This is a genomic window from Pseudomonas sp. 06C 126 (assembly GCF_001855215.1).
Classification (GTDB): domain Bacteria; phylum Pseudomonadota; class Gammaproteobacteria; order Pseudomonadales; family Pseudomonadaceae; genus Aquipseudomonas; species Aquipseudomonas proteolytica.
The window spans coordinates 1-12301 of sequence record NZ_MIFU01000127.1 but is presented as its reverse complement, the minus strand read 5'-3'; the positions used below and the strand labels follow the sequence as shown (position 1 = coordinate 12301).

Genomic DNA, 12301 nt, shown 5'->3' with positions numbered 1-12301 from the left:
CGGCTCCAGCGGCATCCCGGCCCTGCGCCAGAGCATTTCGGCGATGCTGCCCAATGCCCAACATGTAGAAGGCAACATCTTCGGCAGCATTGGTAGCGGGTTGGCGATTGAGGCCAGTAAGCGTTACGGCTACTGATCTTTAGTTAAGACCGTGGTGCGGCCTTCGCGAGCAAGCCCGCTCCCACATTTAGATCGAGTTCCGCCTGGGGAATGCAGTCCAAATGTGGGAGCGGGCTTGCTCGCGAAAGGGCCAGTCCAGGCACCCTGAACCCTCAGACCATCCCGCCCAGCTTCAACTCACTCTTCAAATACGCATAGTAGATCGGCCCCGCCACCACGCCCGGCAGGCCGAATGCGGCTTCAAATACCAACATCGCCAACAGCAACTCCCACGACTTGGCACTGATCTGCCCGCCGACGATGCGTGCGTTGAGGAAGTACTCGACCTTGTGGATCACGATCAGATAACCCAGCGCCGCCACCGCCACCCAGATCGACATCGACAACGCGACGATAGTGATCAGGGTGTTGGACATCAGGTTGCCGATCACCGGCAGCAGGCCCAGCAAGAATGTGAGGACGATCAGGGTCTTGGTCAGCGGCAGATGGATCCCCGCCAACGGCAGCACCACCGCGAGGAATATCCCGGTGAACACGGTGTTGAGGGCAGCGATTTTGATTTGCGCGAAAACGATGTTGCGAAAAGCCTGGACCAGCAGGTGCAGGCGGTCGAACAGCGCGGCGGCCAGGGGTTTGCGTTTGGTCAGGTCGGGGACCCGCTGCAGGGCGATGATTGCCCCCAGGACCATGCCGATCAGCAGGGTCACGAACATATGCGCCGCGTCCTTGCCCACCAGTTGCAGGTCGCTCAGGTGCTTGCTCAACCATTCGCCGATGGCTACGCGAAACTCGGCGGCGCTGGCCGGCAGGTAGGCGTCGAGGAACGGCGGCAACTGGCCGCGCGCGCGGTCGACCACGCCCATGAATTTATCCAGGGAGGCCCCGGGGTTTTCCGCTTCGTGCAGCAAAAAGCTGATAGCGCCGGCGAAGATCAGGGTCAGCACGCTGACAATCACGGTACCGAGCAATGCCACCGCCAGCCAACGCGCGCGGCGGCCTTCGATCAGGCGTTGCAGCTGTGGAGTGAGCATGTTGACCAGTTCGAAAACCAACAGGCCGGCCAACAGGCTAGGCAGCAGTTTTAACGGCAGGACCAGCAGCAACCCGCCGAAGATGATGATGTAGCTGGCCAGCAACAACACATGACGCGAAGAAAACGTTGGCATACAGCCTCTAAACGAACGGCGTTAAAGGACATGTAGGAGCGGGCTTGCCCGCGAAAAACTCACGGGCAACGCGTGCATTCAGGATGAGCGCGATACCGTTCACGTTCTTCGCGAGCAAGCTCGCTCCTACAGGTGTAAGGGCTGTGCGAGTGTCGCAGCCTTAGGTAGTCCGGGGCTATTAATTCTTCAGGCAGGTGCTCATAAAGGTTTTACGCGCATCGCCAGTCAACGCCTTGGTTTTCGCCGACGCGTTGCAGTCCTTCATTTTTTGCTGCTGCGGGGTCAGGGTCTTGGCGTCGTTGGCTGCCGGGGCCGAGAGGCAGGTTTTCATGAAGGCCTTACGCTCGTCGCCCTTCAAGGTCTTGGTGGTGGCTTCGGCGTTGCAGGTGGTCATTTTGTTTTGCTGGGCAGTGGCCGCAAACCCTTGGGAACAGAGCAGCAGACCGATCATCAACAACGGAATACGCAACATCTTCATGGAGTTTTCTCCCTGTTACCACGCCGAGGGGCGCGGCCTCCCCTGCAGTGTAGACAAAGCCTGTTACACCTTCACCTGCTACGTAGATTCGTCCGCCGATACTGCTCCGGTGTGCTGCCGGCCTGGCGCTGGAACATCGCAATAAACGCCGAGGCGGTGCTGTAGCCCAGGTCAAAGGCCACTTCCTGCACGCTGCGGCTGCTTTCCAGGGCTTCGATGGCCGCAAGAAAGCGCAGGCGCTGGCGCCATTCGCCAAAACTCATGCCCAGTTCCCGCGCAAATTGCCGGGCCAGGGTGCGTTCGCTGACGTGCACCTGCTGTGCCCACTGCGCCAGCGCGCGGTTGTCTCCAGGATCCACCTGCATGCCTTCAAGCACGCTGAGCAGGCCGGGACTGCTGGCATAGGGCAGGAAACAATCATGCACCGGCGCCTGCCGGAGTTGGTCCACCAGCACTTGGGCCAGGCGCACGTCGGCCTCGTTGGCGGGGATGTTGACATCGCGCTCGGCAAAGTCACTGAGGATGGCCTTGAGGATGTTGCTGATGGTCAGGGTGCAGGGCTGCGAGGGCAATTGCTCGCACAAAGACGGCGCCAGGTACACCGAGCGGTAGACAATCGCCTGGGCGTTGTAGGAACTGTGCTGGGTGTTGGGCGGGATCCACACCGCGTATTGCGGTGGCGACATAAACCGGTTGCCGCCCACTTCAAAGCGCATCACGCCACGGGCCGAATAATCCAGCGAGCCCCAGGCATGCTGATGGCTGGAGGCGCGGCTATCGGCGGCAAATTCCGAATAGCGAAAGTACACCGGGGCCGGCAGCACTTCGAAATCGGGCAGGTTGATGTAGGTCTGGGACATGTTGTCTGGATCCAAAGGTGGCTTGGCCGGATCGAAGTATAGGCTTCGATCCAGACAAAGGATAATCAGCCTTCACTAACGTTCCTGGTTCCTTGCAATGCAATACGCTTATCCGCTGCTGGCCATCTTTATCTGGGCCGGCAATACCGTGGTCAACAAACTCGCCGTGGGTTCGATTTTCCCGGCCGAGATCGGCTTTTATCGCTGGCTGCTGGCTGCCATCCTGTTTACCCCGTTCATGCTCAAGCCGGTCATCGCCAACTGGGCGCTGATCCGCCCCAACCTGGGCAAGATCGCCGTGCTTGGCGTGCTCGGCATGGCGGTCTACCAGAGCCTGGCGTACTACGCCGCGAGCCTGACCAGCGCCACCAATATGGGGATCATCCTGTCGCTGATGCCGTTGATGGCCCTGACCGCGGCCATTATCAGCCTCGGCCAGCGCCTGACCTTTGGCGCCCTGACCGGTGCGGTACTGTCGTTTGCCGGGGTCGCGGTGGTCGTCTCGTCCGGCAGCCTCGGCGCGTTGCTGCAACACGGGGTGAACCTGGGCGACGCGATGATGCTGGTAGCCACCCTGGCCTATGCGATCTACAGCACCCTGCTGAAGAAATGGCAGCTGCGCCTGCCACCGTTGGTGCTGCTGTATTTGCAGGTGCTGGTGGCGGTGGTGGTGCTGTTTCCGCTGTTCCTGGCCTCGGACAAGGTCGGCCTGGGCCCGTCGAATATTGGCCTGGTGGTGTATGCCTGCCTGCTGGCCTCGATGATCGCGCCACTGGCGTGGATGCATTCGGTGAAAAACCTGGGACCGAGCCGGACCACGCTGTTTTTCAATCTGCTGCCGTTGATCACCGCACTGATTGCAGCGGTGGTGCTCAAGGAGCAGTTGGCGCTGTATCACCTGGTGGGGGGTGTGTTGACGTTGGGTGGGGTGATTCTGTCGGAGCGGTGGACGACACCGGTCAGGCGCGTCGCCTGACCGATTGCTACCGCCTAGACCCCGGCCGCCTTCAACCGCTGCGCATGTTCGACAAATAGCCGAACGGGCTCGGCGCCCTTGCCCACCAGGCCCAGGGACTGGTTGACGATATCGAAATGGTCCAGCGCATAGTCATCGCCGATCACCGTACCCAGGTGTGAGCTGTAGCGCCCGACCATGCCATCGCACTGGCCCTTCTCCTTGACGAAGGTCCGCGCAAACAGCCGGCAACTGCGGTTTGTGCCGTCCAGCAGGTTGCGCCCGCGATCGGTCTTGCCCGGCTGCAGGGTGCCAGACCAGGAGTAAAAGCGCACACCGTTCACTTCCTCGGCGCCCTGCCCGCCCCAGGTGTGTGGCAGGCCTTGGGGGTATTGGCGATTGAACAGCGCCACCCCCGCGCTGGTCAGGGATTGATGGGAGGCATGGATATCCGCGGCAAAGCGCGGGCCGCGATAGCCGGTTTCGAGCAGGCCCATCACCACGCCCACCAGGCGCAATAGCGTACTCATGATGCGGCCCTTGGCGCTGTCGGCCGGGTAATGGGTGTGCAGGTAGTCCGCCAGTTCCGACCCGTGGTTGGGCCCGGCCACCGAAGTGACCGAAGCCACCCATTCCGGACGTTTGGCCGCCGCGTAACGGGCGGTGAGCGAACCCTGGCTGTGGCCGATCAGGTTGACCTTGTCGGCGCCGGTCTGGCGGCGTATCTGCTCGATCTGCACCAGCAACTGCTCGCCGCGCACCTCACTGGAGTTGAGCGGCGCCACCTGCACCGCAAACACCTGCGCCCCACCGGCACGCAAGGCCGGGACGATGCCGTACCAGTAGGGGTACAGCACCAGCCTTACAAACCCGAGCATGCCCGGCACCAACACCAGGGGATAACGTGTAGCCAATGTCTGCGCCATGGCGGCGAACATCCTTGAAAAGGGGCGACTGAGCTGATCGTAGACCAGCTCCTGGGTAATCGATATGACAGCCGGCAACATCCGATAAAACTTTTTGCGCCGCGCAGCACTCACAACTTTGAGCGATCACACCACCAGAGTGTGGCGCAAAACCGGATTAGCCTCAGGAGATTGAAATGACCGACATGCATTTGTCTGACGTAAGCACCCTTCGCGAACGTGCGCGCAAGAATGTGGAAAACGGCGCAGTGACAGAAGGCTACAGTGCCGACCGCGAAGAGATCCTGCGCCTGCTCAATGAGTCGCTGGCCACCGAACTGGTCTGCGTCTTGCGCTACAAGCGCCACTACTTCATGGCCAGCGGCCTGAAAGCCAGCGTGGCTGCCGATGAGTTCCTGGAGCACGCCAACCAGGAACTGGAACACGCCGACAAACTCGCCGAACGCATCGTACAACTGGGCGGCGAGCCGGAGTTCAATCCGGACCTGCTGTCCAAGAATTCCCATGCACAATACGTGGCCGGCAAGACCTTGAAGGAAATGGTCTACGAAGACCTGGTGGCCGAGCGCATCGCAGTGGACAGCTACCGCGAGATCATTCAGTACATCGGCGAGAAAGACCCAACCACCCGCCGGATCTTTGAAGACATCCTGGCCCAGGAAGAAGAGCACGCTGACGATATGGCGGACATTCTCAAAGACCTGTAAGCCACACTACAAACCAATGTAGGAGCTGGCTTGCCTGCGATGCATGCACCTCGGTTTTTCAGTAAACCCGAGGCGATGCTATCGCAGGCAAGCCAGCTCCTACATTTGGTTGTGGTTCAGTCAGTTAGCCCTTCACAGTCTTCGGCGCCTTGCCTTCCTTCATCTGCTGCAACAACGGCACACACTGATTCGGCTCATCCCCACTGGGCGCCACCAGCGCCAGCAAGCCCGCCGCAGGTGCGACGATCACACCCAGCGCCACCATCCCCGCGCCACGCAGCAACAGCGGCACCGTTTTGACCCCGGCATTGGGCTTGATGAACGGCCCGTTGACGTACAACGGCGAACGCAGTGAGAACAAGCGAAAGCCCTTGGACTCTGGCGTGATGGTCAGGTCCAGTTGTTCGCTGGCCATGTTCGCGGTGCCATCGATGTAGATGATCGCGTTCTCGGTATCGAACACAAACAGCCGGCTGGTGGCCAGGCCGGTCTTGATCCCGAAGTCCGCCGCTGCGCAGTTGATCTTCACTTCCTTGTCGCCAAACAACTTGCCGATCACATAGTTGCCCACGTTCAACCCGGCAATTTCCATCAGGCTGCGGCTGATCGCGCCGTCGTTGATGAGCATTTTCAGATCGCCATTGGCACTGCCCAACAGCGCCGCCACCGAGTTGCCGCGCCCGGCGATATCGGCGTCGCCGTTAAGCTCGCCGAAGCTGGTTTTCATCGGTTCAAAGGTTGGGAACAGCTGCTTGAGCTTGAAGTTGCGCGCCGTCAGCTTCGCCCGGCCTTCCAGCGGCGTGATGCGGCCATTGAGGCGGATCTGCGCATCGAGCTTCCCACCGGCCACGCCGAAGCGCAGGGGTTCGAGGCTTAATTGGCCATCGTTGAGCACCAGGTGGGTGTAGAGGTCGGTAAAGGGCAGTTCGGCGCTGTGCACGATGCGCTTGCCGGTGAACTCGACGTCGGCGTCCATATCGCGCCAGCGCTCAGTGCGGAACTCCTCCACCGGCAGCACTTTGGTCGCCGGTTGCTTGCTTTCACCGCCACGGGCCTTTTGCTTGGCGTTGGAGTCGGCACCGATCAGCGGCGCCAGGTCGGCCAGCAGCAGTTGGTTGGACACCAGCGCGCCACTGAGCTTGGGCCGTGGCTGGCTGGCGACATAGGCCAGGTCGCCGTGGATATCGCTGTTGCCGATCTTGCCGTTGAAGTTTTCATAGCGGAACGACGCACCGCCGGCTTCATGCAACTTGGCGATCAAGCGACCATCGGTGGAATAGGCCGGCGAGTCCGGCAGGGTCACGCCGGTCAGGGGGTAAAGGTTGCCAAGACTGGTGCCGGACAGTTTCAGGCGCAGATCCAGAGCGCCGAGGTTCAGGGGGTCAGTCAGGGTGCCGGCCAGGGCGATGCTGGTATCACCGACCTTCGCCTGGGCCTGCAAGGGGAATGGCTTGGCCGCGTCTTGCAGGGCCAGCAACCCGCCGATCTTGCCGCTACCCGCCAGTTTCTGCCCGTGGTACTGGCCGCTGACCTTGAGGCCAAACGCATAGTCTTGGGGCGTGGCGCCCTGCTCCAGGGCTTTTTTAGCATCGCGCTCGCCGACGATCTCACTGAACGCAATCGGCTTGCCCAGGGGGTCGATCAGCACATCGAGACGGGTCTTGAGGGTCTGGTCGTCGAGGGTCACATGGCCTTTATCGAAGCCTATGGCGCCGATGTCTACCACCCAATTGGAGGGTTCGGCATTCGGATCCTTGGGATCAAAGGTGAAGGTCCAGTTGGCGCGACCATCGGCCAGACGCTGCAATTGGGCGCTCGGCTCGGTCAGGTCGATGCGCGGGATCACCACGCGTTGGGCCAGCAACGCCAAGGGCGAGATGCGCAGTTCGACGCGTTTGAGGGTGACCATCTGCGGTTTTTTCGACCACTCGGGGTTGCCCAGGCTCAGGTCCTCGGCCACCACATGGGGCCACGGCACCCAGGCCCGCCAACCGCCCTCGTCCGGCTCGCGCTGCCAGACCACAGCCAGGTTGCCATTGATGGCAAAGGCGCGGTGCAGCTCTTCAGAGACCTTGGCATTGATTTGCGGCTTGATCCGGTTCCAGTCGAAGAACACCAGGATCAACACCACGGCGGCGATTAACAGAACGAAGCAGGCACTGCTCCAGGCGAGAATTTTACGAGTGCGCGTCATTGCACAGGGCTCCTGATTACGGCTGCGCGTGCCACCGGCAACGCGCGCAAGGACTAAAGCTTATATGGCTACGACTGGCAAATGGCCTGGGGGTTTAACCGCACATGGCAATTAGCGGTGAAAAGCGCTTTTTCTGACTGATCCGACAGTTTGTCTCATGGCCAGCGCACCGTTGTTACCCATGCCCGTATCGAAAATACCCACCCCGGTGCAAAAGCGCGTGCTTGAGAGGCGCGATCTAGAGCCTCGGCGCAGAACAATCAATTCTGTTGATTATTACCATTGTGTTTATGAACTTTTATATCGAGATATCGAGAGTAGCATTGCCTCCGTACCCACTTTATCGCCCTCCCAAGGAGCAACTCATCATGAAACGCCAATTACTGCTCAGTGTTGCACTCTCTGTCCTGGCCACCAGTGCTTTTGCCCTGCCAGCTACCGAACAAGCCATCCCACAAGCCAAGGCTGACGCTTCGCACATCGGCCAGACCGTTGCCGAAGGGGGTCGTGATCGCCTGGAACAGAAAGGCCTGGTTGAAGGTGGTTCGGACCGTCTGCAAAAACGCGAATTCGTCACTGAAGGCGGCCGTGATCGCCTGGAACAGAAAGGCCTGGTTGAAGGTGGCTCGGACCGTCTGCAACAACGCGAATTCGTCGCCGAAGGCGGTTCCGACCGTCTGGAAGAAATGCATAAAGCAACGAGCTAAGCCGGTGCTGGCCCTGAAAAAAGCCCGATCCCCTGAGATCGGGCTTTGACTTTGTACGATCCGCACCACCTTTGTCCTGCTTCAAGTTCGACGCCGGTAAAGTTGTTTTGCTAGAGTGCGTCGCTGTCCTTGTCTACAAAGCCCACCCGCCCATGCTGCCCCGCGCCGAACAGAAGCAACAGACCCGCCTTGCCTTGATGGACGCAGCCCGCCATCTGATGGAGGGTGGCCGAGGGTTTGGCAGCCTGAGCCTGCGGGAAGTGGCCAAGAGCGCCGGCATCGTGCCCACCGGTTTTTACCGTCACTTTGCCGATATGGACCAACTGGGCCTGGTGCTCGTCAGTGAGGTCGGCCAGACCTTTCGCGCCACCATCCGCCTGGTACGCCACAACGAATTTGTCATGGGTGGCATCATCGATGCCTCAGTGCGCATCTTTCTCGATGTGGTGGCGGCCAACCGTTCGCAGTTTTTATTCCTGGCCCGCGAGCAATACGGCGGCTGCCTGGCCGTGCGCCAAGCCATCGGCGCCTTGCGCGAAGACATCACCTCGGACCTGGCGGCCGACCTGACGCTGATGCCCAAGCTCCAGCACCTGGATGCCGAGGGCCTGCATGTGATGGCCGACCTGATCGTCAAGAGCGTGTTCGCCACCCTGCCCGACATCATCGACCCGCCCGCGGCTGCCCTGCCGGCGCACCTCACGCCCCAGGCCAAGATCACCCAGCAACTGCGCTTTATCTTTATTGGCCTCAAGCACTGGCAAGGCCTGGGCAGCACCGAGTAGCCGCTCAACGCACCGCGTGGAAACGCTTGGCCGTGGTGTAGTTCTTCTTCCAGTAATTGTTGGCCAGCGAGTCGATGCGCACGCTCTTGCCCTTGCGTGGCGAGTGAATGAATTTACCCTCCCCCACATACAGGCCGACATGACCGACCTGGCCACTGCCATTGGCCCGGAAAAACACCGCATCGCCGGGTTGCAGTGCGTTGCGCTTGATCGTCGCCGCCGTTGAACGGTGCATCGCTGCCGTGGTGCGCGGGATGACGATGTTGGCTTCAGTCTTGAACAGATAGACCAGCAAGCCGCTGCAATCAAACCCCTGCTCCTGGGAGGTACCGCCCCAGGTGTAAGCGGTGCCCAGCAATTGATGGGCGCGGTCGATCACATTGTCGATGGTCGGTTGCGGCACGGCCTGCAGCGAAGAGCCGAACGGGGCCAGGCCAGTGTTGTTGCGCTTGGTGAAGTTGGCCGAGGCCGATGAAACGATGCCGAACAGACCGACAAGAACTACACATAAAAAAGACTTGAACATGATGAACGTCGCAATGGATTAAACACGGGGCGAAATCCTAGTAAAACGACGCGTAGCATGATGAACGGAAAATCCAAGATTCTCGTAGGACAAATCCCAAACATCACCACCGATAAATACCCCACGTTCAAATCGCCCAATTCGAGTGCTTGCACACCCCATCGCGCACCAAATTGGATCACCCCCTTCCAGAACGCTCGCCCCGTTTAGTGGCGTAACGCCCAGAACCTACGGCGTTTTCCTACATCCAGCCTGGTTGGCAAGCCCCTTGCTCTAGCCTGTTTAACGCTTATAGCTGGAAGCTTTCCGATGCTGGTGATCCACCGCAAAATTGCGCCCCAATCCACCTGGGCTGCGGAGTTGTTGCTGAACTTCGAAGCCCGCAGCAAAAGCCGTCTGCGCTGTTTCAGTGCCGAGGGCGAAGACGTCGGCCTGTTTTTGGAGCGCGGCCAGCCGCCGCTGCATGATGGTGAATTCCTACAGGCCGAGGACGGACGTGTCGTACGTGTCTGCGCGCGCCCTGAACAACTGCTGCACGTCACCTGCAGCAGCGCCTTCGAGTTGACCCGCGCGGCCTATCACCTGGGCAACCGCCACGTAGCATTGCAAGTGGGTGACGGCTGGCTGCGTCTGCTCGATGACTACGTGCTCAAGGCCATGCTCGAGCAACTGGGCGCCCATACCCAAACCCTCGAAGCGCCCTTCCAGCCCGAGCACGGGGCCTATGGTGGCGGTCATCATCACTCGCGCCACGGTGATGAAGACTTCAACTATCCGCCCAAACTGCACCAGTTCGGCGTGCGCCTGTGAACCCGGCCTGGGCGCTGCTGCGTCTGGCCAGTCCGCAACTGCCGATTGGCGGCTATAGCTACTCCCAGGGCCTGGAAATGGCCGTGGACAATGCCCGTGTGTGCGATGCCGCCAGCGCCCGACGCTGGATCAGCGACCAACTGCTGCTCAACCTCGCGCGTTTCGAAGCGCCGCTGCTGCTTGCCCATTGCCAGGCCGCTGCGGACCACGACTGGGAGGCGCTGCGCCACCTGTGTGAAGAACACCGCGCCAGCCGCGAAACCCGCGAGCTGTTCCAGGAGAGCCGGCAAATGGGCTACTCCCTGCAACAACTGCTCAGCGGCCTGCCGGAGCTGGATGAGCCGGCCCGCCGTTTTCTCGACGCCACCCACGAACCCCACCTGGCCCTGGGCTGGGCACTGGCCGCACGCGCCTGGGCAATCAGCCCCGACGATGCCCTGGCCGCCTGGCTCTGGAGCTGGCTGGAAAACCAATTGGCGGTGCTGATGAAAACCCTGCCCCTGGGCCAGCAAGCCGCCCAACGCCTGACCAGCGAACTGCTGCCGTTGCTGCAACAGGCCCAGCAGGACGCCCGCCAGCGCGATCCCCATCATTTTGGCAGCGCCGCGTTCGGCCTGTCCCTGGCATGTATGGCCCACGAGCGCCAGTACAGCCGCCTGTTCCGTTCCTAGGAGAGCCCCATGAACACACAACCCCTGCGCGTCGGTATCGGCGGCCCCGTTGGCTCCGGCAAGACCGCCCTGACCCTGGCGCTGTGCCTGGCCCTGCGTGATCGCTACAACCTGGCGGTAGTCACCAACGATATCTATACCCGCGAAGATGCCGACTTTCTGGTGCGTAACCAGGCGCTGGCACCCGAGCGCATCATCGGCGTGGAAACCGGCGGCTGCCCGCACACGGCCATTCGCGAAGACGCGTCGATCAATCTGGAAGCCGTAGACCAGTTGAACCGGCGTTTTCCAGGCCTCGACCTGATTCTGGTGGAGTCGGGCGGCGACAACCTGTCGGCCACCTTCAGCCCCGAACTGTCGGACCTGACGATCTACGTGATCGATGTGTCGGCCGGCGACAAGCTGCCGCGCAAGGGTGGGCCGGGGATCTGCAAGTCGGACCTGCTGGTGATCAACAAGATCGACCTCGCGCCGTTGGTCGGCGCCTCGCTGGAACTGATGAACAGCGACACCCAGCGCATGCGCGGCGGCAAGCCGTTCGTGTTCAGCAACCAGAAAACCGGGGTCGGCCTCGAAGAAATCGTCGCCTTTATCGAACGCCAAGGCCTGCTGAGCGCAGCCTGATCCCCTTACCAAGGAGCTGTTTATGAGCCTCAACAAACTGTTTGCCGCCGCCACCCTGCTGCTGGCCCCGGCCCTGGCCTTTGCCCATCCGGGTCATGGCGACAATGGCCTGGTGGCCGGTATCAGCCATCCACTCGGCGGGCTGGACCATTTGCTGGCGATGCTGGCGGTCGGCCTGTGGGCGGCGCAGCAACAAGGCGCGGCGCGCTGGGCGCTGCCGTGTACCTTTGTCGGCACCATGCTGCTGGGCGGCATGCTGGGTTTTGAAGGATTGGCATTGCCAGCCCTGGAAAGCGGGATTGCCGCGTCGGTACTGGCCCTGGGCCTGGCGGTGGCCTTGGCGATTCGCCCACCGGTGGCGGTGGCCGTGGCCGCAACAGCCGTGTTTGCCCTGTTCCATGGTGTGGCCCATGGCCTGGAGCTGCCGGACATGACCAGCCCTTGGGCGTATGCCGCCGGGTTCGTGGGGGCGACGGCGGTATTGCACGCGGCCGGTTATGCGCTGGTGCGGTTCCTGCCGGCTGCAGCGGCACCGCTGGTGCGGGTGGCGGGGGCGGCTTCGGCGGCGACTGGGGTTTGGTTGCTGGCGGGCTGAATCATGCAGTGCCTGTAAGGCACTCATCGCAGCATGAGTATCTACACAACTCTCTGATACTTCTGGGCTCCGGGTTTTGGGCTGATGTAGGGGGCATATCCATTGCTGCGGTAACGGCGGCCATGGGTTCCGCTTTTACAGCGGCTCACTTTTGAACAGCGCAAAAGTAAGCAAAAC

General features: G+C 61.2%; 14 protein-coding genes and 1 pseudogene. 9 read left to right on the top strand and 6 right to left on the bottom strand.

Annotated features, from left to right (window positions below; all coding sequences use genetic code 11):
• A pseudogene (locus BHC62_RS28395) lies at positions 1-136 on the top strand (heat-shock protein); the annotation flags it as partial.
• 136 nt (positions 137-272) lie between these two features.
• On the opposite strand, the gene BHC62_RS24120 reads toward BHC62_RS28395, so the two are convergent.
• From BHC62_RS24120 to BHC62_RS24110, 3 genes are all read right to left on the bottom strand, one after another.
• On the bottom strand, positions 273-1286 hold the full coding sequence (locus tag BHC62_RS24120) for an AI-2E family transporter (RefSeq protein ID WP_029297762.1): 1014 nt from the start codon (positions 1284-1286) through the stop codon (positions 273-275).
• A 178-nt stretch (positions 1287-1464) separates the two neighbouring features.
• The gene (locus BHC62_RS24115) at positions 1465-1764 is read right to left on the bottom strand and encodes a PsiF family protein (RefSeq protein WP_029297763.1); all 300 of its coding nucleotides are present in this window, start codon (positions 1762-1764) and stop codon (positions 1465-1467) included.
• Positions 1765-1835: 71 nt separating this feature from the next.
• Entirely contained in the window at positions 1836-2624 is a 789-nt protein-coding gene (locus tag BHC62_RS24110) for a helix-turn-helix transcriptional regulator (RefSeq protein ID WP_029297765.1), read from the bottom strand.
• Between the two features lie 97 nt (positions 2625-2721).
• On the opposite strand from BHC62_RS24110, the gene BHC62_RS24105 reads away from it, so the two are divergent.
• Complete coding sequence (locus BHC62_RS24105; RefSeq protein ID WP_029297767.1) at positions 2722-3600, top strand: DMT family transporter; 879 nt, start codon at positions 2722-2724, stop codon at positions 3598-3600.
• Positions 3601-3614: 14 nt separating this feature from the next.
• On the opposite strand, the gene BHC62_RS24100 is transcribed toward BHC62_RS24105, so the two are convergent.
• Positions 3615-4505, bottom strand: coding sequence for a triacylglycerol lipase (locus BHC62_RS24100; RefSeq protein ID WP_070996404.1), 891 nt, complete (start codon positions 4503-4505; stop codon positions 3615-3617).
• Between the two features lie 176 nt (positions 4506-4681).
• Between BHC62_RS24100 and BHC62_RS24095 the strand changes: the two genes are divergently transcribed.
• Positions 4682-5212, top strand: coding sequence for a bacterioferritin (locus BHC62_RS24095; RefSeq protein WP_029297770.1), 531 nt, complete (start codon positions 4682-4684; stop codon positions 5210-5212).
• Between the two features lie 124 nt (positions 5213-5336).
• Here BHC62_RS24095 and BHC62_RS24090 read toward each other — a convergent pair whose 3' ends face one another.
• A complete protein-coding gene (locus BHC62_RS24090; RefSeq protein WP_070996403.1) occupies positions 5337-7406 on the bottom strand; it encodes an AsmA family protein in 2070 nt (689 codons plus the stop codon).
• A 368-nt stretch (positions 7407-7774) separates the two neighbouring features.
• Between BHC62_RS24090 and BHC62_RS24085 the strand changes: the two genes are divergently transcribed.
• Together BHC62_RS24085 and BHC62_RS24080 are read left to right on the top strand one after the other, a co-directional pair.
• A complete protein-coding gene (locus BHC62_RS24085; RefSeq protein WP_029297773.1) occupies positions 7775-8113 on the top strand; it encodes a hypothetical protein in 339 nt (112 codons plus the stop codon).
• Between the two features lie 152 nt (positions 8114-8265).
• Positions 8266-8898 carry a TetR family transcriptional regulator gene (locus BHC62_RS24080; protein ID WP_029300780.1) on the top strand — a complete coding sequence of 211 codons (633 nt, stop codon included), beginning with the start codon at positions 8266-8268 and terminating at the stop codon, positions 8896-8898.
• Positions 8899-8902: 4 nt separating this feature from the next.
• Here the strand turns inward: BHC62_RS24080 and BHC62_RS24075 are convergent, their stop codons facing one another.
• Positions 8903-9424 (bottom strand): C40 family peptidase, encoded by a 522-nt coding sequence (locus tag BHC62_RS24075; protein ID WP_029300782.1) that lies wholly within the window; start codon positions 9422-9424, stop codon positions 8903-8905.
• 309 nt (positions 9425-9733) lie between these two features.
• Between BHC62_RS24075 and ureE the strand changes: the two genes are divergently transcribed.
• The 4 genes from ureE to BHC62_RS24055 are packed head-to-tail and all read left to right on the top strand — an operon-like array spanning position 9734 to position 12124.
• The gene (gene ureE / locus BHC62_RS24070) at positions 9734-10234 is read left to right on the top strand and encodes an urease accessory protein UreE (protein WP_029300785.1); all 501 of its coding nucleotides are present in this window, start codon (positions 9734-9736) and stop codon (positions 10232-10234) included.
• Positions 10231-10905, top strand: a complete 675-nt coding sequence (locus BHC62_RS24065) for an urease accessory protein UreF (protein ID WP_029300786.1) — start codon at positions 10231-10233, stop codon at positions 10903-10905. The genes ureE and BHC62_RS24065 overlap by 4 nt, the downstream gene beginning before the upstream one ends.
• 9 nt (positions 10906-10914) lie before the next feature.
• Complete coding sequence (gene ureG / locus BHC62_RS24060; RefSeq protein WP_029300789.1) at positions 10915-11529, top strand: urease accessory protein UreG; 615 nt, start codon at positions 10915-10917, stop codon at positions 11527-11529.
• A 22-nt stretch (positions 11530-11551) separates the two neighbouring features.
• Positions 11552-12124 carry a HupE/UreJ family protein gene (locus tag BHC62_RS24055; RefSeq protein WP_070996402.1) on the top strand — a complete coding sequence of 191 codons (573 nt, stop codon included), beginning with the start codon at positions 11552-11554 and terminating at the stop codon, positions 12122-12124.
• Positions 12125-12301: the final 177 nt, after the last annotated feature.